The sequence below is a fragment of the Pseudomonas sp. AC016 genome, assembly GCF_979253365.1.
Genome location: NZ_CEEDCC010000001.1, coordinates 4,390,827 through 4,411,104 on the forward strand (window position 1 = coordinate 4,390,827; position 20,278 = coordinate 4,411,104).

Consider the following 20,278-nt stretch of genomic DNA (forward strand, 5'->3'; position numbering starts at 1 on the left):
TCACGCAGGGGTAAACTGCCCGCCCGTGAAAGTGTCTGCGACCAGGTGGAGCCCGCAATGCGTAAAGACAAGAAGCAGTTGATTGGCGATGAGATCGGTGACGAGCAGATCAAACTGTTCCTGAACTTCGAACCCTACGATGCCACCTCGCCGTCGCTGCACAAGCTGATCAAGGCCTATCGCGGTCTGCGGATCAACGATTTCGAGCGCTTTCTGGTGTTCTTCAAGGAAGCCGGTCATGACTTCGACGGTAAGGACGAGCACGGCAGTGATTTCATCGCCCTGATCAAGGACCAGCGCAACGCCGAGGAATACATCGAGCTGATCGAACAGGCGCGCGGCTGAGGGATTGCCGGGTAAGGTCGTTACCACGCTCTGCGTGGTAACGCCAGGACGCTCCGCGCCTGCTCTCGGATGTGGCGCAGAGCGTAAAGGGGCTGCACGCGGAGCGATTGGCACGATCTGAAGCGACTCTGAGTTACTTCCGGGCCTTGTAGGCCTTGCCGTAATGCCGTTCCAGTCTGGACTGCAACAGCTCCAGCCCGATCGACATGACCCAGTACAGCACCGCAGCGGTGGTCAGCATCTCGATGTAGCGATAGCTGGACCGGCCGTAGGATTGCGCCAGAAACATCACTTCCCAGACGCCCATCACTGAAATCAGCGAAGAGTCCTTGAGCATCGAGATGAACTGGTTGGTCGTCGGCGGGATGATGGTGCGCATGGCCTGGGGCAGGGTGACGCGCCAGAAGATCTGGGTGGGACGCAGTCCCAGCGCCAGTGCCGCTTCACTCTGTCCCGCCGCGACACCGATGATGCCTGCGCGAAAGATCTCGCTCAGGTAGGCCCCATAGTTGAGCGACAGGGCGATCACGCCGGCCATGATCGCGCCCGGCACAATCCCCACCTGTGGCAAGCCCAGATAGATCAGCAGGATCTGAATCAGCAGCGGCGTGCCGCGAAAGAACGACGCGTAGAAGCTGGCGATGCCGAAGGCCACAGCACTGCTGGACAACCTTGCCAACGCAGTGACGAAGCCCAGCACCACCGATACGATGATCGAGCACACGGACACGAACAACGTCAGCGCCGCGCCTTGCAGAAAACCATTGGGCGCAAGGTGCAGGCCGATCAGGTTGGGCAGCTTGTCGAGAATGATCGACAGCTTCAGGTCGAAACTCAGGAAGAAGCCCGCAAACAGCACGAACATGACCAGCCAGGTCAGGTACAGCCGCGTGCGGAAACCGAAGATGCGCTTGAGCAGGCTTTGATCAGCCTGCTCGGGTGGGCGTGGGAAGGAAGTCATTTACTGATATCGGCGCCGATCCACTTTTGCGACAGCTTGCTGAGGGTGCCGTCCTTTTTCAGCTCGGCGAACACTTCACGCACCTTCGCGTCCCACTCAGGATCGTTCTTCTCGATGGCGACGAAGTTGGGTTCTTCATACAGCGACTCACCGGCCAGCTTGAAGCGCTTGTCCTGATCCAGTCGCGGTTTGGCGGTCACCAGGTTGGTCAACACGGCGTCCAGTCGCACACCGGCGCCGAGGCCCAGATCCTGGAAGGCAACGTTGTCGTTATCGTACGGGGCGATCTGCACGTTCTCGAACGGGTATTGCAGCGGTTTGTCTTCCGCTCCTTCGATCACGAGGTTTTTGTTCAGGTAACTTTCATAACTGGAAGCGCTGGTCAGACCGACCTTTTTGTCGCTCAGGTCCTTGGCGGAATGAATGCGGTCATCCTTGGCGTTGACCACGATCACGGCAGGCGACGCGTAATACTCGACCGGGAAGTTGAATACTTCAGCACGGGCCTTGCTCGGGGTCATCGAGCAGACGCAGATGTCGTAACGACCGCTCCAGCGACCGGCCGCGATCACGTCCCAGGACGGTGTTTCGAGGCGCAACTTGACGCCTAGCTTCTGCGCCACGGCCTTGGCGACGTCGACGTCAAAGCCGTCCAGTTCATTCTTGTCGTTGAGAAAAGAGAACGGTGGGTAACTTTCCATGAGGACGTTGACCAGCTCTTTGTTCTTCTGCACGCGGTCCAGTGTGGCGCCGGCCAGGGCTTGAGTGGAGGCGGCCAGAGTAACCAGGCCAATGCCCAGCAAAGCGCTAAGTTTCACGGATGTCCCCTGAGAAAATGTTTGTAGTTTGACGAAAGTGCCGTATTAAATACGTTATACAAGACTGACTCATAATGAGTTTTTTTCATATACATATAAGTAGATCACATATGACCCAAGGCACAACTGTAATTCTCGATGGCGGCATGGGCCGCGAACTACAGCGTCGCGGCGCGCCATTTCGCCAGCCGGAATGGTCCGCACTGGCCTTGAGCGAAGCACCCGAAGCCGTCAGCGATGTGCACGCCGCTTATATCGAAAGTGGCGCTCAGGTGATTACCAGCAACAGCTACGCGGTGGTGCCGTTTCACATTGGCGAAGAGCGCTTTGCGAAGGAAGGTCAGGCACTGGCCGCACTGGCCGGCAAACTCGCACGCGCCTCAGCCGATGCTTCCGGTGGCCGTGCGCGCGTGGCAGGCTCGATCCCGCCGTTGTTCGGCTCTTACCGTCCGGACTTGTACAAGCCGGAGCGGGCTGCCGAAATCCTGCAGCCGTTGGTGGCCGGTCTGACGCCCTATGTCGATCTCTGGCTGGCCGAGACCCAGAGCTGCATCCTCGAAGCGCAGACCATTCGCGCAGGCTTGCCAGCAGACGGCAAACCGTTCTGGCTGTCCTTCACGCTGCAGGACGAAGACACTGATGAAGTTCCACGTCTGCGTTCAGGCGAGCCAGTGGCAGATGCTGCCCGTGCAGCGGCTGAAATGGGCGTTTCGACGCTGCTGTTCAATTGCAGCCAGCCGGAAGTGATTGGCGGCGCCATCGATGCTGCACGCGAGGTGTTCAAAACGTTGAACGTTGATATTGCCATCGGTGCCTACGCCAACGCCTTCCCGCCGCAACCCAAGGACGCCAAGGCGAACGATGGTCTGGATGAACTGCGCGAAGATCTCGATCCGCAGGGTTATCAGCAGTGGGCGGCAGACTGGATCAAGCGCGGTGCCACGCACATCGGCGGTTGCTGCGGTATCGGCCCTGAGCACATTGCGGTGCTGTCCCGCAGCCTTTGATCCGTTCGCCTTTAAACGTGCAAAGAAAAACCCCGTGGCTCGCTGGAGTCCACGGGGTTTTTCAATTCAACGAGCAGTAGTCAAATCAGGCGAAGCTCTGTTCCTGATTGGTTTTTTCAGTCAGTTCCAGATTCTCATCGTTCTGGGTGCTGACACGCTCGTAAAGCTCTGCGTCGGTTTCCAGCGCCTTTTCCCGAGCCGGGAAAATCTCGTTGAGCTTGGCAGCCCACTCGGTGCGGGTTTTTTCCGGGAAGCAGCGTTCGATCAGTTCCAGCATGATCGAGACCGTCACCGAGGCGCCCGGCGAAGCACCGAGCAATGCTGCGAGTGAGCCATCCTTCGCCGAGACGAGCTCGGTGCCGAATTGCAGCACACCGCCTTTCTTGGCGTCTTTCTTGATGATCTGCACGCGCTGACCGGCCACTTCCAGGCGCCAGTCTTCGGCTTTGGCTTCCGGGTAGAAGCGACGCAACGACTCAAGACGCTGCTCCATGGACTGCATCACTTCACTGACCAGGTACTTGGTCAGGTCCATGTTGTCGCGGGCCACCGCCAGCATCGGCTTGATGTTGGCCACGCGCACCGACAGCGGCAGGTCCAGGAACGAACCGTGCTTCAGGAACTTGGTGGTGAAACCGGCGTAAGGTCCGAACAGCAGGGACTTCTTGCCATCGACGACGCGGGTATCCAGGTGCGGCACCGACATCGGCGGCGAACCCACCGCGGCCTGGCTGTAGACCTTGGCCTGGTGATGCTTGACCACTTCCGGGTTGTCGCAACGCAGCCACTGGCCACTGACCGGGAAACCACCGAAACCCTTGCTCTCCTCGATGCCGGACATCTGCAGCAACGGCAGTGCCGCGCCACCTGCACCGAGGAACACGAATTTGGCGTCGATCTGCCGCGTGCCGCCGCTGTTCACGTCCTTGATGGTGACGGTCCAGCCATCGCCCTTGCGGGTCAGGTCGGTCACGCGTTTGCAGTACTTGACCTGAGCGTCAGGCGCGCTGGAGAGGTGCTTGAGCAACTGATTGGTCAGTGCACCGAAGTTGACGTCGGTGCCGTTCATCATGCGCGTCGCGGCGATTTTTTCGTCGGCCGGACGGCCCGGCATCATCAGCGGCATCCACTCGGCAAGCCGGGCCCTGTCTTCGGTGTACTCCATCGACGAGAACGCGTGATGCTTGCGCATCGCCTCGAAGCGGGTCTTGAGGAACGAGATGCCATTTTCGCCCTGAACAAAGCTCAGGTGCGGCACCGGGTTGATGAATGACTTCGCCGAACCGAAGGTGCCTTTACGAGCCAGGTAGGCCCAGAACTGCTTCGACACTTCGAACTGGGTGTTGATGTGCACCGCTTTCTTGATGTCGATGGAGCCATCGGCAGCGGGCGGGGTGTAGTTGAGTTCGCACAGGCCGGCGTGGCCGGTGCCTGCGTTGTTCCAAGGGTTGGAACTCTCTGCAGCACCGGAGTCCATGAGCTCAACGACTTCCAGCTTGAGGCCGGGGTCGAGCTCTTTGAGCAGTACGGCCAGCGTGGCACTCATGATGCCGGCTCCGACCAGTACTACATCGACTGCTTCGTTATGCGCCATTAACGCGTCTCCAAAATCTGCAGCACCAAATTGACGGCATACGATCCTGAGGCTGTGTGCCGGGATGTCGGGGCAAGGGTCTGGGTTGTGCCCATCGCTTCCCGGCCAGGATCGCCTGTCCGATTCTTCGCAATTTTTCGCATCTCTCGCGCAGGTCCCGGTCAGGCTCGATCAAGGTTCATCATTGGGGCATGAACGCATGTTCGACCCTGCTCGGCCATTCGACCATCGTCACGGTACAAGTCACGCACGCGACCTGAACCCGACGATCATCGTCAGGCCCCGGTAATGGAGGCGCAGTCGCGGTCAGTCCTGTTCAAAAGGGCCGGTTCAGACGCTGATGGTGCATTTACAAACGCGTACCTATTCATTTGCTCGCCACACTCTTGTGAAGTAGTGAAACCGTTTTTCACGTTCTTTTGGAAACGCGAACCAAACCTCAAAAATGGCTGCGATAGCAGCTCTGGCAGATCGCTGCATACAAGGTGAGGCGCTGACAGACCAGAAAGGTTCGATGGGATTCGAGCGATTCTGCACCATTCATCGAGCACACCGGCGTGCAATGACCTGTGTGGGCGGCTCTCTGTGGGCAGAACGGAGGCGCTAATACGGCGATTAGCAATGCTGCGAGGCCCGATCAGGAGACGTCCTTATAATCGGGGGGAGATTATAGCGATGAAACGACTGAAATTGATCGGTTTAAGTGACTTTTATTCGTGATCGGGTCAGGCAGTGATTAACTGGCGGCGTGTTGCTCGCACGTCACGCTGCGCAACACGGGCGCTGGCGGGCAGTGGCCGGTTCAACCAGTTGAGTCGCTGCTCGGTCACTTCGACCCACTCATGTCCTGACGGACGCTCGGCGCAGTGCTTGAACGCGCGGCAGATACCGGCGTGGTCCACACGGGCGTAGTGGCGGTGCTGTGGGCGTGCGGTGAAGAGGGACCAGAAAAGGTTCATGGCGCAGCTCCTTTCGTGAGTGAGCGTCGAGGCAGTGAAGGCAAGTCTGCCGCGCAGATATGACGCCCTGATTACATCTCGGGAACCTGAACCATCCACGGTTTATGACGGTCCCAGCCTTGTCGGTTGGCGGACACTGGTTTGCCGGTGTTGCACGCCGCTATACTGCGGCACATTTAGTGTCTGGTCCTTGGAGAGATGAGCATGCTGCGTCGCCTTTTGTTCGGTTTGCTTGCTGTAAGCAGTTTGACCCTGGTGGGCTGTGCCCATAGCCCGCAACAACTCAGCCCGCAACCCAAGCTGAACGCACAACTCGCGCCTGTCGGACGCGGTCAGCCGGTCATCGTGCGCGTGGTAGACGGTCGTCCTGGCCCGACGCTGGGCACGCGCGGCGGCATGTACCCGGAGACCAGTTCGATCAGCGTCAGCGGCAACGACATCGTACCCAAGCTGCAAGCCCAGGCTGAAGCTGCCGTGCGTCTGCTGGGCTTTACCCCGACTCAGGGTGGCGGCAATGCACCTCAGTTGACCGTGACCCTCGCTGACCTCAAGTATCAGTCGCCTAAAGAAGGCCTGTACGTGACCGAAGCCACCATCAGCTCGACCTTCCGCGCCGACGTTCGCAACAATGGCCGTAACTACAGCGGTCGTTATGCCGCGTCGCTGGATCAGCGTTTCGGTATGGCGCCGAACCAGGAAACCAACACCAAGCTGGTGAGTGACGTCCTGAGCGATGCGCTGACTCGCGTGTTCCAGGATCCGACCATTGGTTCGACCCTGTCGCAGTAAATCACCGCGAACAAAAAGCCCGGCCCTCGATGAGAGGGCCGGGCTTTTTTACATCTGCAGGTCGCTGGCTGGATCAGGCTGCCTGCTGATAAAAGTCCAGAAAGCTGAAGCCGGTGTCTTGATCCATATCCGGCAGATCATGATGAACGTGACCGCCCAAGGCGCAGTAGACCAGCCAGTGGCGGTCCTGAACGTTGAACGACAGGGCATCGATCAGCTCCTGCTGTTCATCGCTCTGCGCGATCAGATAAAGGCGGTCCTGGTTTTTTGCATGCAGCATGACAAGCTCCAAAAGGAAGGAAGTCCGTTTCTTGAGGAGCCACACAATGCCGAGGGCGCGTTACGGTTAGGTGACAGCGCGAGGGAAATTTCTTACAGGATGATTCGAGCCGTGGGCTTGGCTCACTGAATGCGCAATCTTCACGAGCTGCGTGCCCACGCGTAGCACTCGTCGTTATACAGAAGTCCGCCTCGACACTGATCGTGCCCATCGCTCCGCGTGGGCATGCCTCCCGTGACGCTCCGCGTCACAAATGGCACAGACTGCGGACTCAGTGAGCCGAGCGCATGGCTTCAGTCACCTTTTCGCCCCTCGGCGACTTACTTTGAGAGGCCAAAGTAAGCAAAGCCTTTTGCTCCGGTTCCGGCCCCGGCTTCGCCGGGGTTCCTTCGTCCTGACACTGATTCGGGGGTCGCTGCAAATGGGCCATCCATGGCCCAGTGCAGCTCAATCGGCATCCATGCCGATTGCCCCCCGAATCAGCGCCAGGACGAAGCCTTCACTCACGTCGCGATCTGCGGTGTTCATGCCATCGCGATACAAAAGCGCATCAGTGCCGCTGCCTCACTGGGTAGCCAAATGACTTGTGTATAACGATGAGCGCAGAGCATGGGCACGATCAGTGTGTCTGAGACCTCCGCTCGTTCCCATGCTCTGCGTGGTAACGCCTCCCAGGATGCTCCGCGTCCGGCCGTGATCAAATTGGCACGATCACCGGCGACTCAAAGCGCCATGCCTGCCTTGACCCGGTACTGATTACGCACGGGCATCGCATATTGCTGCACCAGATAAGGACGGTGCTCGGCGGGCGCGCCTGCCAGTCTGCTTTCCCATTCATCCTTGGCGCGATTGAGTTCGTCGGCAGGGAACAGGTCGGCAGCCAGCGGCACGTTCAGGGCCGGGTCGGCATCGGCCCACTGCGCGTACGCCAGGTAATGCACCGGGAACAGGCGATAGCCCCCGAGGATCTGCCGATCCATCTCGATGGCCAGTTGCTTGGTGTCTTCGAAATGCTCGGTGATCGGCGGCGCGAAGTTCACGTGCACGCGACCTTTATAGCCGGTGATGCCCAACGCGATGCTCACGTCGTCCTCACCCGGCGTCTTGGTGTAGACGCCAGTGGTGGCGCGGATATACAGCTCGCGTGCCTTGGCCTGATCGCAGGGATCGTATTCGTAGCTGATGGACACCGGAATCAGGTTCAGCGAACGAATCACATCGCCGAAAGGCTCATCCTTGCGGCTCATGTGAAACATCTTGAGGATCGCCGACTCGGTACGGTCATCTCCGTCCTTGGCGCGACCTTCGGCCTGGGCAATCCAGATCGACTGGCAGTCCTTGGTGATCGAGTGATTGATGTACGCCGACAGCAACTGATAGGCCGCCATCTTCTCGCGTCGCCCGATGATCGAGCGATGCACGATAAAACTCTTGTTCAGGCGCATCAGGTCGCTGACAAAGGGCTTCTGCAGCAGGTTGTCGCCAATCGCAATGCGCGGCGTCGGCAGGCCTGCGTGGTACACGGCGTAGTTGACGAACGCCGGGTCCATCACGATATCGCGGTGGTTGGCCAGAAACAGATAGGCACAGCCGGACTTGAGTTGCTCGACGCCGGTATAGGTGACGCCGTCGGTGGCGCGCTCGATGGTGTGGTCGACGTAGTACTCGACTTTGTCCTGCAGTGTGGCGACCGAATCGATACCGGCGAACTCACGGCGCAGCTTGCGGGCCAGGGTCGGTTGCAGAAACCAGCCGAACGCAGGCGCCAGACGAGGAAAACGGAATTTGGTCAGAATCGCGAGAAAGGCTTTATCACTCAGCAGACGTGCCAGAACGGCTGGGACTTCTGAATCGTTGTAAGGTCGGATGGCATCGAATTCGCCCATCATGCTCTCTTGTTGGAATCGGATAGGGTAAAAAGAAGGCAGGTTTTTCACGACAACCTTCAAAGAATGGCGCAATTATACGCACAACTGATCCCGGAGACCGCGATGCAGGAATTACAGAGTTACGACTGCCCTTACTGCGGCGAGCCCGTTGAAGCGTTACTGGATCTGTCCGGCGGTGATCAACAGTATATTGAAGACTGTCAGGTCTGCTGCCGCCCGATCGTATTCGACCTCCAGACCGACGGCGAGCAATGGACGCTGGATGTACGCACTGAGAACGAGTGATGCAGAGAATCTACGAGCCGGAAAACCTCATGGAAGGCGAGTTGCTGCAAGGCATGCTGGCCAGTGAAGGGATCGAAGCGGGCCTCACGGGCCGTGATCTTCTGGGTGGCATGGGTGAGTTGCCGGTGTTCGGCCTGCTGTGGATCACTGTCGACGACGACAAGGTCGAGCGCGCACGGGAACTGATCACTGCGTACAATGCCGCTTCGCCGTTGTCCGGTGGCGATGAGCCGGACAGTTTTCCCGATGTACTGGTGTGCTGAACGCCGTCTTTAAAGAGTCCGATTACCCCTCATGTGTGGACGTTATGCCCTGTTTCGCTGGACCCCCGCCTTTGCGGCCTTGCCCGGTTTTCCGGCTGACCAGCAGGCCCAGTGGAATATTTCTCCGGCCGACTGGGTGTTGATCATGCGCGCCGCCGAAGAGGGCGGCGACATCGAACTGGTGCGTGCCCGCTGGGGCCTGACCCCGGCCTGGCTGACGGATCTGTCGAAAACCCCGGCTCATGCACGCGCTGAAACCGTGGCCGAGCAGCCCATGTTTCGCGAAGCCTTCAAGCAGCGGCGCTGCCTGCTTCCCGCCAATGGCTTTTATGAATGGCGCGGCACCTCGCGCAAGCGTCCGTTCTGGCTCACTCCGGGGGAAGGCTCAGCCTTGTTTTTTGCAGCGATCTGGGAAGCCTATCCGGTTCAGGGTCATACCTACCTGAGTGTCGCAGTGGTGACTCAGGCCGCCGCCACTCAGCGCCGTCCCTTGATTCTGGATGCCGAAGGGCAGAAAGCCTGGCTGGCGTCCGATACGCCGCTCCCTAAACTGCAAGCCTTGCTGGCTGCGCCGCAAGTCGCTCTGCGTGAACGGCCACTGGCCAATCTGGTGAACGACCCGAAGCTCAATGCGCCAGAGTGTCTTACGCCGCTGAGTTGATAAATGTGTATAAGCTGACACGCGCCTGATACACACCTGGCATACCCAAGGAACCATTTACCACGGGCATGTACCAATATGGCAATTGGCTGGTATCTGGCGCTGGGCGTATTCACGTCCTAGGATGACCGCCTCACGAACAAGGAGATTCACCATGCGTCAGTCATTTGCCCTCTGTGCCTTGAGCGCTGCGTTACTGCTCGGCGGGTGTCAGGCCGTCAATACCACGACCGGTGATTCGGTAGGTGTCGAGCGCAAGCAGTACATGTTCAGCATGTTGACCACGGATGAAGTGAACAAAATGTACGCCCAGTCCTACCAGCAGACGGTAGGCGAGGCGAGCAGTAAAGGCGTGCTGGACACCACCAGCTCAGACGCCAAGCGCGTCAATGCGATTGCCAAGCGACTGATTGCCCAGGCGCCGAAGCTACGTCCCGATTCGGCCCAGTGGCAGTGGGAAGTGAACCTGATCAAGAGCGATGACCTTAACGCCAACTGCGGTCCTGGCGGCAAGATCATTTTCTTTACGGGCCTGATTGACACGCTGAAGCTGACCGACGACGAAATCGCTGCGGTCATGGGCCATGAAATCGCCCACGCATTGCGCGAGCATGGCCGAGAAGCGATGTCCAAGGCTTATGGCGTGGGAATAGCCAAGCAGGGCGCCGCCCTGCTCGGTCTGAGTCAGGAAGGCATTGCGATGACCGACACCGCAGTTAAATACAGTCTGACCCTGCCCAACAGCCGCAGCAACGAAAACGAAGCCGATCTGCTGGGCCTGGAATTGGCTGCACGCGCCGGTTACAACCCCAACGCGGCAATCACCCTCTGGCAGAAAATGACTCAGAACGCCGGTGGTTCACAGCCCGAGTTCCTGAGCACTCACCCGGCTTCCGAGAACCGTATAGCCTCTCTGCAGGCTGCGATTCCCAAGGTGATGCCGCTGTATCAGAGCGCTCCCAAGTCCTGATCGACCTCCATGAACGGCGCGTTGCCTGACAACCTGCAACGCGCCTGATCCAGTCAAGCGTCAAATCCAGCCACTGACCTGCATGGCCTTGTACACCGCGACCAGTGCCAGTACGAAGAAGGCGCAGGCGGCCAGTCGACGAATCATGGTCAGCGGCAGTTTGTCTGCTGCGAAATTACCCGCCAGTACCACAGGCACGTTGGCGATCAGCATGCCGACCGTGGTGCCGATGATCACCAGCCACAGATGCGAATACTGCGCGGCCAGCATGACGGTCGCGATCTGGGTCTTGTCGCCGATTTCAGCGATGAAGAAGGTGATGAGGGTGGTCATGAACGGGCCGAACTTGCGTGCCGTGCTGGCTTCATCATCGTCCATCTTGTCCGGAACCAGAGTCCAGAGCGCAGTGGCGGTGAAGCTTGCGGCCAGAATCCAATGCAGGACTGCGTCGGAAAGGAAGCTGCTGAACCAGGCCCCTACTGCGCCGGCCGCCGCATGGTTGGCCAGGGTCGCGGCGACGATGCCGGCGATGATGGGCCAGGGTTTGCGGAAACGTGCGGCGAGGATAAGCGCGAGCAATTGCGTCTTGTCACCGATCTCGGCGAGCGCAACGACTGCGGTAGGGATTAAGAGTGATTCCAGCATCAGGTTTCCTAAGGGGCGGGTCGACACGGCTATGACACGTACAGCCTTCCCGCCCCGGGTAAGGTGTTCGTGTCATAGGTCTTGTCAAACCACCGATCCGTCTGAGCGGATTCTGGGTCGCACGCACCATGGTCTGAGGACCAAGTATGTTGATACGTGCCGGACGAGCGTGAGGCTCGTGGGAGACTACTCCCCTAGGACGGAGCGGATTCTGCCCTTGCAGAATCCTTTCGGCAAGCTCTTATTTCAAGAACGTTTGGCGCTGTAGATCTTGAAACCGTTGCCTTGGGCACGGACTTCGCAGGCCCCGACATGCTCTTCTATCAGCGGTTGATAGCGCAGGAAATTATTCGCGACCAGGCGCAGTTCGCCACCTGATTTCAGATGTTGGCGTGCTTTTCTCAGCAGGTTTTCGGTCGCCATGTAGTCAGTATGAACACCGACATGAAATGGCGGATTGCTCAGAATCGTGTTCAATCCCATGGGTGCCGCGTCGATTCCGTCGCCGGTCAAAACCTGTGCTTCAAGACCATTGGCTGCCAGCGTCAGACGCGAACTGGCGGTAGCAAAGGCGTCCACATCCAGCATCACCACTTCGTTGTGCGGGTAGCGACGCTTTACCGCAGCACCGAGAACGCCCGCGCCACAGCCGAAGTCCAGCAGATTGCCGCTTGGCAGCTTGTCGATGTTTTCCAGCAGAAGCGCCGAACCTCGATCCAGACGACCGTGGCTGAATACGCCGGGAAGGCTGATGACGGTGAGCGGGCCGTCCTGCAGGTCAATCTGATAAGGCTTGGCGAGGCTTTCCAGGCTGACTGCCTGCGGGGCGGTTTCGACGGTGACCTGCCAGAGCTGACAGTGACGCGCGCTGTCCAGCTTGCGAGCGCGTCCGAACGGGGTCAGTTGCCGGGCGGCGGCTTCGATACCGCCGCGTTTCTCGCCGACCAGAAACAGCTCGCGACCCTGAAGGCGCGAGGCCAGTGCGTTGAGCAGGTAATCGGTCAGGTCGCGGGCCTTGGGCAGGAACAGCACGGCGGCCTCGAATGGCTCTTCCGGCGCCTCGACACCAAAGTGCGTGCGTCCTTCGAAGCGTGCATCCAGCGCAGCCTGATCACCGGCGTGCCAGCACCAGCCCCGGGCCTGCGGCAGTTTCCCGAGCAGGTCGTCGGCAGGCAATCCGGCCAACAACAGCGAGCCCTGAAACAGCTCGGCCTGACGGAGTAACACTTCACTGCGCGGGTCCATGGAATGGCTCCTGAAAAAGCGCGCAGTTTAACAGCATTGGCGAACGGGCATTCCGGAGAAAGGCGCAGGATCGCAGTGTCTGAACCTCTGGCGATCAGGTCTGCTTCACACTGATCGTTCCTTCACTCCGCGTGGGAATGCCGCTCAGGACGCTCCGCGTCCCTGCACGCTGCGCCGCCGTAAAAGATCAGCCACTCACCACCCTGAACGGCGTACCGGCAAAAAACGCCCGGGCGTTTTCGGTGATCTGGCTGACGATACGCTGACGCGCTTCCCTGGCGCCCCAGGCGCTGTGCGGGGTGATGATCAGGCGCGGAATGTCGCCTGCGAGCAGGGGATTGCCTGCGACCGGAGGCTCAACGCTCAGCACGTCCGACGCTGCGCCGCCCAGATGGCCGTTGCGCAGTGCGTCGGCCAGGGCCTGTTCATTGATCAGCCCGCCGCGCGCGGTGTTGACGATAAATGCATGTGGTTTCATCAGGCTCAGCTCGTGCGCGCCGATCATGTCGCGTGTGTTGTCGTTGAGCGGGCAGTGCAGGGTGAGCGCATCGACCTGGGGCAACAGTTCTGCCAGTGGCAGGCGATCCGCACGTGCTGGCCGCCCCGGAATCTGCCCCAGCAACACACGCATGCCGAACGCCTCGGCCAGCCGTGCCACAGCGCCGCCCAGTTCGCCATGGCCCAGCAGGCCCAGAGTCTTGCCTTCCAGCTCGACGATCGGAAAATCCAGCAGGCAGAACTGCTTCGATTTCTGCCACAGACCCTGGTGCACAGCCTGTTGGTAATCCGGCAGGCGCGTCGCCAGGGCCAGCAGCAGAAGCAGCGTGTGCTGGGCCACCGATGGCGTGCCGTAACCCTGACAATTGCACACCGTCACGCCATGTTCGCGGGCGGAAACCAGGTCGATGTTATTGGTGCCCGTCGCAGTGACCAGAACCAGCTTGAGGTCCGGACACGCCGCGAACGTACCGGCATCGATCACGACCTTATTGCTGATTGCGACTTGAGCACCCTTCAGACGCTCGGCCACCTGCTCAGCTGTCGTACTGGCGTGCAAAACCAGTTCGCCAACACTTTCACGCAGTGTTCCCAGATCCAGATCGCCCAGATCCAGCGACGTGTGGTCGAGGAAAACTGCTCTGCCGGGATTGCTCATAGCTGTACCTTTTGCGGAGAAATGGAAAAGCGTAGTGTGATCAGCCTATCAGAGCCCAGGCTTGCCAACATTCCAGGAGAACCGATCATGTATTGGCCAGAATTTCTCACCGTCGCACTGATCCATCTGCTGGCCGTCGCGAGCCCTGGCCCCGATTTCGCCGTTGTAGTGCGCGAAAGTGTTACCCATGGTCGCAAGGCCGGTACCTGGGCGGCGCTGGGTGTCGGCTCGGCGATTTTCGTGCATGTGGGCTATTCGCTACTGGGCATCGGGATCATCGTTTCGCAATCCATCGTGCTGTTCAACGCCTTGAAATGGGCGGCAGCAGCGTACTTGCTGTACATCGGCTTCAAGGCCCTGCGGGCCAAACCTGCCAGCGCGTCGGATGACGTCATCAAGGCCCCGGCGGGTGAGCGCACGGCGAAAGGCGCTTACGTGAGCGGTTTCGTCACCAATGGCCTCAACCCAAAGGCCACGCTGTTTTTCCTGTCGCTGTTCACCGTGGTGATCAACCCGCACACGCCGTTGCTGGTACAGGGCGGATACGGTGTCTACCTCGCAGCGGCGACCGCGTTGTGGTTTTGCCTGGTCGCCCGGCTGTTCAGCCAGGCACGGGTGCGCGCCGGTTTTGCGCGCATGGGCCACTGGTTCGACCGCGCGATGGGCGGGGTATTGATCGCACTGGGTGTGAAGCTTGCGCTGACCGAGGTGCACTGAGTTATAGAGAAATGAACATGCAGGTTCGCGTGACAGACGAGAGCAGGTTCAGCGGAGAGTGGCTGGCCAGACGCCTGCATGGCTCGGATGAACAAATCATCATTTTGGCTGATTTGGCTGGCGAGGCGGTGCTCTAGAGTCCATATTTCAGGCTTGGCCTGTAAACTTTGGAAAGGGACTCATATGTTACAGACTCGCGTTCTTCCGCCAGCCGATGGCGCTTATCAGTACCCTCTGTTGCTCAAACGGCTTCTGATGTCTGGCAGCCGATACGAAAAAACGCGTGAAATCGTTTACCGGGATTCTGTTCGCTACACCTATGTCGAACTCAATGAACGTATCTGTCGCCTTGCCAATGCGCTGACAGCGGCCGGGGTCAAGGCTGGTGATACGGTGGCAGTCATGGACTGGGACAGCCATCGGTATCTTGAGTGCATGTTTGCGATTCCCATGATTGGCGCGGTGATACACACCGTCAACGTGCGACTCTCGCCCGAGCAGATTGCCTACACCATCAACCATGCCGACGACCGGGTCGTGCTGGTCAATAGCGAGTTCGTGGGCCTTTACAACGCTATTGCCGGGCACCTGACCACCGTCGAGAAAACCCTGCTGCTGACCGATCTGCCGGAAAAGACAGCGGATTTGCCGGACCTGGTCGGTGAATACGAAGAACTGCTGGCGGCGGCGAGTCCTGAATACGAATTCGAGGATTTCGACGAAAACTCGGTTGCCACCATGTTCTACACCACGGGCACGACGGGTAACCCGAAGGGTGTGTACTTCACCCACCGGCAACTGGTCCTGCACACCATGGGGGTCGCGACCATCATGGGCTGCATCGACAGCGTGCGGCTGCTGGGTACCGATGACGTTTACATGCCGATCACCCCGATGTTCCACGTGCATGCGTGGGGCGTGCCCTACGCCGCCACCATGCTTGGGCTCAAGCAGGTGTATCCCGGTCGTTACGATCCTGAGCTTCTGGTCGAGCTGTGGCGCAAGGAGAAGGTGACGTTCTCCCACTGTGTACCGACCATCATGCAGATGCTGCTCAACGCCAAGTCTGCTGCGGACGTCGATTTCGGCGGCTGGAAGATCATCATTGGCGGCAGCTCGCTGACACGCACGCTGTACAAGGCGGCCAAGGCCAAAGGGATTCAGCTCACGGCGGCTTACGGCATGTCCGAAACCGGGCCGCTGATTTCCGTGGCGCACATCAACGAAGAACTGAAAGCGGGCAGTGAAGACGAGCGCATCACGTACCGGATCAAGGCGGGTGTGCCGGGCATGCTGGTGGACGCGGCGATTGTCGATGAACACGGAAACTTTCTGCCAGCCGATGGCGAAACCCAGGGCGAACTGGTGTTGCGTGCGCCGTGGCTGAGCGAGAGTTACTACCGGGAGCCTGAAAAGGGTGCCGAGATGTGGGCGGGCGGCTGGATGCACACCGGTGACGTCGCGACGCTGGACGGCATGGGCTTCATCGACATTCGTGACCGCATCAAGGACGTGATCAAGACCGGCGGCGAATGGATTTCCTCCCTCGCGCTGGAAGACCTGTGCAGTCGGCACCCCGCCGTCCGCGAAGTGGCCGTGGTCGGTATTCCTGATCCGCAGTGGGGCGAGCGGCCTTTTGCGTTGCTGGTGGTGCGCGAAGGGCATGAGCTGGATGCCCGAATCCTGAAGGAGCACCTCAAGCCGTTCGTCGAGCAGGGTCACATCAACAAGTGGGCCATTCCGAGCCAGATCGCGCTTGTTACTGAAATTCCCAAAACCAGCGTCGGCAAGCTCGACAAGAAAAAGATGCGTCTGGATATCGTCCAGTGGCAGAGCAGCAACAGTACGTTTCTGTCCACGCTGTGACTGATTTGCGGGCAGTGCACCTGCCGTACGAGTCAGTACGGCAGGCACTTGCGTCGCGGACACCGGTCTGCGCCTTGCCAAATCGCCAATTTAAGCCATTCTCCCCTCCAGGCCTGTCACACAGTTCCTCGGGAACAGGCGGGCCAGAGGCGTTGATGCTGCAAATCACACTTTAGAGGGATCAAGCATCAGCGCCTGCTGGATATAGTCGGCACAGGGAATGCGCAAGAGCGGAATTACATTTTGTGTTGGAGCCATTCAGGCTGCCTGATGAGTGTTGCCAGTCAGTTTTTGATTCGACTGCTGAGTCGTTTTTGGATTTTCCCCCTGCCATAACAATAAAAGCACATGGAGTAGCGTCGATGACAACCACCAACCCTTTCTGGCGCCGGGCGAAACTGCCTCTGGCTGTCAGTCTTGCCTCTGCGCTCGCCGGTCCTGCTTTCGGCGTTTCCTTCAACATCGGCGAGATTGAAGGCAGCTTCGACTCCTCGCTCTCCGTGGGCGCCAGCTGGTCGACCGAAAAGGCCAACAAGAACCTTATAGGCGCCAACAATGGCGGGCGCGGGCTGTCCCAGACGTCAGACGATGGCCACTTGAACTTCAAGCGTGGGGAGACGTTCTCGAAGATCTTCAAGGGCATTCATGACCTGGAGCTGAAATACGGCGACACCGGCGTCTTCATGCGTGGCAAGTACTGGTATGACTTCGAACTCAAGGACGAAGGGCGCGAATTCAAGGACATCAGCGATTCGAACCGCAAGGAAGGCGCCAAGTCGTCCGGGTTCCAGTTGCTCGATGCCTTCGTGTACCACAACTATTCAATCGCCGATCAGCCGGGCTCGGTCCGTTTCGGCAAGCAGGTTATCAGTTGGGGTGAAAGCACCTTCATCGGTGGCGGCATCAACAGCGTCAACCCTATCGACGTGTCCGCGTTCCGTCGGCCTGGCTCGGAAATCAAGGAAGGCCTGATTCCGGTCAACATGTTCTACCTGTCGCAGAGCCTGACCGATAACCTGTCGGCCGAAGGTTTCTACCAGCTCGAGTGGGACCAGACGGTTACCGACAACTGCGGCACATTCTTTTCCCAACCCGACGTCATCTCCGACGGCTGTGACAATAACCTCGCCGTATTGCGCAGCCGCAGTGGTCTGAACACCTCGCTGGCCGCAGCAGGTCTGCCGGCTGCCGCGCGCGGCGCCGTGTTCAACTCGCTGAGCCAGCAGGGCGTGGTGTTCGGCAATCCTGACGAAGGCGCGGTCGTGCGCCGTGGCCCTGATCGCGATGCGCGTGACAGCGGCCAGTTCGGTTTCGCCCTGCGTTACAACTATGAGCCGCTGGACACCGAGTTCGGCGCGTACATGATGAACTACCACAGCCGTGCGCCGATCTTCAGCGGACGCGGCGGTTCGGCAGCCTCTTTCAGCCCGGCCGGGCTGGTAGGTTCGCTGGTGCGCAATGGCATTCCGCAAGCCACGGCCGCGCGTCTGGCGCCGACCTTGCTGCCTGTCGTGGTGGCCGGTAACTCCAGCTACTACGTTGAATACCCTGAAGACATTCGTCTGTACGGCCTGAGCTTCTCCACCACGCTGCCTACCGGCACCGCGTGGAGTGGTGAAATCAGCTACCGTCCGAACGCGCCGGTTCAGGTCAACACCACCGACATCCTGTATTCGGGCATTTCGCCGCTCAACCCGAACGTTTCGCTGCTGAACGGTCAGCCCAACACCGACCAGCCGGGTTATCGCCGCAAGGAAATCACCCAGCTGCAGACCACTTTCACCCAGTTCTTCGATCAGGTCATGGGCGCCGAGCGTCTGACCCTGGTGGGCGAGGTCGGCTTCACGCACGTCGGCGGTCTGGAAAGCACGTCCGAGATCCGCTACGGCCGTGACCCGGTCTACGGGCCAGGCCCGTTGCCAGGTGGCCAATGCGCCACACTCAACGCCGGTACGCTCACCGGTGCCGACCAGAACAACCTGACCCGCTACTGCGAGAACGATGGTTTCACCACCTCCAACTCCTGGGGCTACCGCGCTCGCGCCATCTGGGACTACAACAGCTTCTTCGCCGGTGTGAACCTGCGTCCGAGTGTGGCCTGGTCGCATGACGTCAAGGGCTACTCGCCAGGCCCGGGCGGCAACTTCGAAGAAGGACGCAAGGCGGTCAGCCTCGGTCTGGATGCCGAATACCAGAACACCTATACCGCAGCCCTTTCCTACACCAACTTCTTCGATGGGAAGTACACCACGGTTGATGACCGCGACTTCGTTGCGCTCAGCTTCGGCATGAACTTCTAAGAACACGGTTTTTTCGGGATGACGATAAATATGAAAATAACAAAGGGTCTGTTGCAAGCCGGTCTGCTGAGCGTGTCGCTGCTGGCGACCAGTGTCATGGCGGCGGTGTCTGAATCCGAGGCGGCAAAACTGGGGACGTCTTTGACGCCCATGGGGGCAGAAAAGGCGGGTAACGCAGCGAACACCATTTCGGCCTGGACGCCGATGCCGAAGAACGCTGGCGCAGTCGATAGCAAGGGGTTCCTGGCCAATCCTTACGCCAGCGAAAAGCCGTTGTTCACCATTACGGCGGCCAATGTCGAGCAGTACAAGGACAAGCTGGCACCCGGCCAATACGCGATGTTCAAGCGTTACCCGGACAGTTACCGGATTCCGGTGTACACGACACATCGTGGCGCAACCGTACCGGACGATGTCTACGCAGCCATCAAGCGTAACGCGACGACCACCAAACTGGTCGGCGGCGGCAGCGGGCTGGAGAACTTCGAGACGGCCATTCCGTTTCCGATCCCGGCCAATGGCGTTGAAGTGATCTGGAACCACATCACTCGCTACCGTGGCGGCAGCGTGAAGCGTCTGGTGACCCAGGCCACTCCGCAGCCCAACGGTTCCTACAGCCTGGTTTACTTTGCCGATCAGTTCGTGTTCCGCGACAAGATGCGCGATTTCGATCCGAAGAATCCGGGCAACGTGCTGTTCTACTTCAAGCAGGAAGTGACCGCGCCGGCACGTCTGGCCGGTGGCGTACTGCTGGTCCACGAAACGCTTGATCAGGTGAAGGAGCCGCGCTCGGCCTGGCTGTACAACGCCGGTCAGCGTCGCGTGCGCCGTGCCCCGCAGGTCTCGTATGACGGTCCGGGCACTGCCTCGGACGGCCTGCGCACGTCCGATAACCTGGACATGTACAACGGCGCGCCGGATCGCTACGACTGGAAACTGATCGGCAAGCAGGAAATGTACATCGCCTCCAACAGCCACAAGCTGGACGACCCGACGCTCAAGTACGCCGACATCATCAAGGCCGGTCACATCAATCAGGACCTGACCCGTTACGAGCTGCGTCGTGTCTGGCACGTGACTGCAACCTTGAAGGAAGGCCAGCGCCACATCTATGCCAAGCGTGACTTCTTCATCGACGAAGACACCTGGCAGGCAGCAGTGATCGACCACTACGACGGTCGCGGCCAACTGTGGCGCGTCGCCGAGGCACATGCCGAGAACTACTACGACAAGCAAGTGCCGTGGTACGCCATTGAAACATTGTACGACCTGCAGTCGGGCCGTTACGTGGCGCTGGGCATGAAGAACGAAGAGAAACGTGCCTACGAGTTCGGCTTCACGGCGGGCACCAGCGACTTCACGCCAAACGCGCTGCGTCAGGAGGGCGTTCGTTAAGCACCAGTTTATAGCGCTTGAGGATACACGAAGCGCTTCTGCGGAAAACGCTTGAACAGCAAAGCCCCGTCCGCGGGGCTTTTTTGCGTCTGGCCGCAGGCCTTATAAGTCGTAGGAATTTTGTTACAGTCTT

20 protein-coding genes and 1 riboswitch are annotated in these 20,278 nt (G+C 59.4%); of the genes, 11 read left to right on the top strand and 9 right to left on the bottom strand.

Annotated elements, in window-relative coordinates; all coding sequences use genetic code 11:
- Nucleotides 1-57 precede the first annotated feature (57 nt).
- Complete coding sequence (locus AC0IXS_RS19775; protein ID WP_122668446.1) at nt 58-345, top strand: PA4642 family protein; 288 nt, start codon at nt 58-60, stop codon at nt 343-345.
- A gap of 133 nt (nt 346-478) precedes the next feature.
- Here the strand turns inward: AC0IXS_RS19775 and AC0IXS_RS19780 are convergent, their stop codons facing one another.
- Nucleotides 479-1,306, bottom strand: coding sequence for an amino acid ABC transporter permease (locus AC0IXS_RS19780; RefSeq protein WP_122690983.1), 828 nt, complete (start codon nt 1,304-1,306; stop codon nt 479-481).
- Nucleotides 1,303-2,124 (bottom strand): ABC transporter substrate-binding protein, encoded by an 822-nt coding sequence (locus tag AC0IXS_RS19785; RefSeq protein WP_004879750.1) that lies wholly within the window; start codon nt 2,122-2,124, stop codon nt 1,303-1,305. The genes AC0IXS_RS19780 and AC0IXS_RS19785 overlap by 4 nt, the downstream gene beginning before the upstream one ends.
- 110 nt (nt 2,125-2,234) lie before the next feature.
- On the opposite strand from AC0IXS_RS19785, the gene AC0IXS_RS19790 reads away from it, so the two are divergent.
- Nucleotides 2,235-3,131 carry a homocysteine S-methyltransferase family protein gene (locus AC0IXS_RS19790; protein WP_164672318.1) on the top strand — a complete coding sequence of 299 codons (897 nt, stop codon included), beginning with the start codon at nt 2,235-2,237 and terminating at the stop codon, nt 3,129-3,131.
- An 85-nt stretch (nt 3,132-3,216) separates the two neighbouring features.
- Here AC0IXS_RS19790 and mqo read toward each other — a convergent pair whose 3' ends face one another.
- Nucleotides 3,217-4,725, bottom strand: a complete 1,509-nt coding sequence (mqo, locus tag AC0IXS_RS19795) for a malate dehydrogenase (quinone) (RefSeq protein ID WP_069145146.1) — start codon at nt 4,723-4,725, stop codon at nt 3,217-3,219.
- A gap of 725 nt (nt 4,726-5,450) precedes the next feature.
- Nucleotides 5,451-5,684 (bottom strand): hypothetical protein, encoded by a 234-nt coding sequence (locus AC0IXS_RS19800; RefSeq protein ID WP_122846929.1) that lies wholly within the window; start codon nt 5,682-5,684, stop codon nt 5,451-5,453.
- Between the two features lie 204 nt (nt 5,685-5,888).
- Between AC0IXS_RS19800 and AC0IXS_RS19805 the strand changes: the two genes are divergently transcribed.
- A complete protein-coding gene (locus AC0IXS_RS19805) occupies nt 5,889-6,473 on the top strand; it encodes a YajG family lipoprotein (RefSeq protein WP_025993200.1) in 585 nt (194 codons plus the stop codon).
- Nucleotides 6,474-6,546: 73 nt separating this feature from the next.
- Here AC0IXS_RS19805 and AC0IXS_RS19810 read toward each other — a convergent pair whose 3' ends face one another.
- On the bottom strand, nt 6,547-6,753 hold the full coding sequence (locus AC0IXS_RS19810; RefSeq protein WP_043305725.1) for a hypothetical protein: 207 nt from the start codon (nt 6,751-6,753) through the stop codon (nt 6,547-6,549).
- 722 nt (nt 6,754-7,475) lie between these two features.
- The gene (locus AC0IXS_RS19815) at nt 7,476-8,639 is read right to left on the bottom strand and encodes a 1-acyl-sn-glycerol-3-phosphate acyltransferase (RefSeq protein ID WP_057409919.1); all 1,164 of its coding nucleotides are present in this window, start codon (nt 8,637-8,639) and stop codon (nt 7,476-7,478) included.
- A 105-nt stretch (nt 8,640-8,744) separates the two neighbouring features.
- Here AC0IXS_RS19815 and AC0IXS_RS19820 point away from each other — a divergent pair, with 105 nt between their 5' ends.
- The 4 genes from AC0IXS_RS19820 (at nt 8,745) to AC0IXS_RS19835 (ending at nt 10,821) form a co-directional block, all read left to right on the top strand.
- Nucleotides 8,745-8,927: a CPXCG motif-containing cysteine-rich protein gene (locus AC0IXS_RS19820; RefSeq protein ID WP_025996322.1), complete on the top strand. Its 183-nt coding sequence runs from the start codon at nt 8,745-8,747 to the stop codon at nt 8,925-8,927.
- On the top strand, nt 8,927-9,190 hold the full coding sequence (locus tag AC0IXS_RS19825) for a putative signal transducing protein (RefSeq protein ID WP_004885160.1): 264 nt from the start codon (nt 8,927-8,929) through the stop codon (nt 9,188-9,190). The genes AC0IXS_RS19820 and AC0IXS_RS19825 overlap by 1 nt, the downstream gene beginning before the upstream one ends.
- A gap of 31 nt (nt 9,191-9,221) precedes the next feature.
- Entirely contained in the window at nt 9,222-9,851 is a 630-nt protein-coding gene (locus AC0IXS_RS19830) for an SOS response-associated peptidase (protein WP_004885159.1), read from the top strand.
- Between the two features lie 154 nt (nt 9,852-10,005).
- On the top strand, nt 10,006-10,821 hold the full coding sequence (locus AC0IXS_RS19835) for a M48 family metallopeptidase (RefSeq protein ID WP_122408655.1): 816 nt from the start codon (nt 10,006-10,008) through the stop codon (nt 10,819-10,821).
- 60 nt (nt 10,822-10,881) lie between these two features.
- Here the strand turns inward: AC0IXS_RS19835 and AC0IXS_RS19840 are convergent, their stop codons facing one another.
- The 3 genes from AC0IXS_RS19840 to AC0IXS_RS19850 form a co-directional block, all read right to left on the bottom strand.
- Nucleotides 10,882-11,466 (bottom strand): TMEM165/GDT1 family protein, encoded by a 585-nt coding sequence (locus tag AC0IXS_RS19840; RefSeq protein ID WP_099226937.1) that lies wholly within the window; start codon nt 11,464-11,466, stop codon nt 10,882-10,884.
- Nucleotides 11,467-11,535: 69 nt separating this feature from the next.
- Nucleotides 11,536-11,674, bottom strand: a riboswitch (yybP-ykoY riboswitch).
- A 38-nt stretch (nt 11,675-11,712) separates the two neighbouring features.
- Nucleotides 11,713-12,711 carry a class I SAM-dependent methyltransferase gene (locus AC0IXS_RS19845; RefSeq protein WP_122668450.1) on the bottom strand — a complete coding sequence of 333 codons (999 nt, stop codon included), beginning with the start codon at nt 12,709-12,711 and terminating at the stop codon, nt 11,713-11,715.
- Nucleotides 12,712-12,898: 187 nt separating this feature from the next.
- On the bottom strand, nt 12,899-13,867 hold the full coding sequence (locus AC0IXS_RS19850; protein WP_137202154.1) for a 2-hydroxyacid dehydrogenase: 969 nt from the start codon (nt 13,865-13,867) through the stop codon (nt 12,899-12,901).
- An 87-nt stretch (nt 13,868-13,954) separates the two neighbouring features.
- Between AC0IXS_RS19850 and AC0IXS_RS19855 the strand changes: the two genes are divergently transcribed.
- From AC0IXS_RS19855 to AC0IXS_RS19870, 4 genes are all read left to right on the top strand, one after another.
- A complete protein-coding gene (locus AC0IXS_RS19855) occupies nt 13,955-14,584 on the top strand; it encodes a LysE family translocator (protein ID WP_004885154.1) in 630 nt (209 codons plus the stop codon).
- A 183-nt stretch (nt 14,585-14,767) separates the two neighbouring features.
- On the top strand, nt 14,768-16,450 hold the full coding sequence (locus AC0IXS_RS19860; protein WP_057409917.1) for a fatty acid--CoA ligase: 1,683 nt from the start codon (nt 14,768-14,770) through the stop codon (nt 16,448-16,450).
- 362 nt (nt 16,451-16,812) lie between these two features.
- Nucleotides 16,813-18,750: a DUF1302 domain-containing protein gene (locus AC0IXS_RS19865; protein ID WP_137202156.1), complete on the top strand. Its 1,938-nt coding sequence runs from the start codon at nt 16,813-16,815 to the stop codon at nt 18,748-18,750.
- A gap of 30 nt (nt 18,751-18,780) precedes the next feature.
- On the top strand, nt 18,781-20,145 hold the full coding sequence (locus AC0IXS_RS19870; RefSeq protein WP_449117282.1) for a DUF1329 domain-containing protein: 1,365 nt from the start codon (nt 18,781-18,783) through the stop codon (nt 20,143-20,145).
- Nucleotides 20,146-20,278 lie beyond the last annotated feature (133 nt).

Bases quoted from the DNA above. Each gene is read 5' to 3' on its own strand.
- AC0IXS_RS19855 (WP_004885154.1), top strand. From the start codon at position 13,955: ATGTATTGGCCAGAATTTCTCACCGTCGCACTGATCCATCTGCTGGCC.
- mqo (WP_069145146.1), bottom strand. From the start codon at position 4,725: ATGGCGCATAACGAAGCAGTCGATGTAGTACTGGTCGGAGCCGGCATC.
- AC0IXS_RS19840 (WP_099226937.1), bottom strand. From the start codon at position 11,466: ATGCTGGAATCACTCTTAATCCCTACCGCAGTCGTTGCGCTCGCCGAG.
- AC0IXS_RS19845 (WP_122668450.1), bottom strand. From the start codon at position 12,711: ATGGACCCGCGCAGTGAAGTGTTACTCCGTCAGGCCGAGCTGTTTCAG.
- AC0IXS_RS19870 (WP_449117282.1), top strand. From the start codon at position 18,781: ATGAAAATAACAAAGGGTCTGTTGCAAGCCGGTCTGCTGAGCGTGTCG.
- AC0IXS_RS19805 (WP_025993200.1), top strand. From the start codon at position 5,889: ATGCTGCGTCGCCTTTTGTTCGGTTTGCTTGCTGTAAGCAGTTTGACC.
- AC0IXS_RS19775 (WP_122668446.1), top strand. From the start codon at position 58: ATGCGTAAAGACAAGAAGCAGTTGATTGGCGATGAGATCGGTGACGAG.
- AC0IXS_RS19835 (WP_122408655.1), top strand. From the start codon at position 10,006: ATGCGTCAGTCATTTGCCCTCTGTGCCTTGAGCGCTGCGTTACTGCTC.
- AC0IXS_RS19865 (WP_137202156.1), top strand. From the start codon at position 16,813: ATGACAACCACCAACCCTTTCTGGCGCCGGGCGAAACTGCCTCTGGCT.
- AC0IXS_RS19790 (WP_164672318.1), top strand. From the start codon at position 2,235: ATGACCCAAGGCACAACTGTAATTCTCGATGGCGGCATGGGCCGCGAA.
- AC0IXS_RS19825 (WP_004885160.1), top strand. From the start codon at position 8,927: ATGCAGAGAATCTACGAGCCGGAAAACCTCATGGAAGGCGAGTTGCTG.
- AC0IXS_RS19850 (WP_137202154.1), bottom strand. From the start codon at position 13,867: ATGAGCAATCCCGGCAGAGCAGTTTTCCTCGACCACACGTCGCTGGAT.
- AC0IXS_RS19800 (WP_122846929.1), bottom strand. From the start codon at position 5,684: ATGAACCTTTTCTGGTCCCTCTTCACCGCACGCCCACAGCACCGCCAC.
- AC0IXS_RS19860 (WP_057409917.1), top strand. From the start codon at position 14,768: ATGTTACAGACTCGCGTTCTTCCGCCAGCCGATGGCGCTTATCAGTAC.
- AC0IXS_RS19820 (WP_025996322.1), top strand. From the start codon at position 8,745: ATGCAGGAATTACAGAGTTACGACTGCCCTTACTGCGGCGAGCCCGTT.
- AC0IXS_RS19815 (WP_057409919.1), bottom strand. From the start codon at position 8,639: ATGGGCGAATTCGATGCCATCCGACCTTACAACGATTCAGAAGTCCCA.
- AC0IXS_RS19810 (WP_043305725.1), bottom strand. From the start codon at position 6,753: ATGCTGCATGCAAAAAACCAGGACCGCCTTTATCTGATCGCGCAGAGC.
- AC0IXS_RS19780 (WP_122690983.1), bottom strand. From the start codon at position 1,306: ATGACTTCCTTCCCACGCCCACCCGAGCAGGCTGATCAAAGCCTGCTC.
- AC0IXS_RS19830 (WP_004885159.1), top strand. From the start codon at position 9,222: ATGTGTGGACGTTATGCCCTGTTTCGCTGGACCCCCGCCTTTGCGGCC.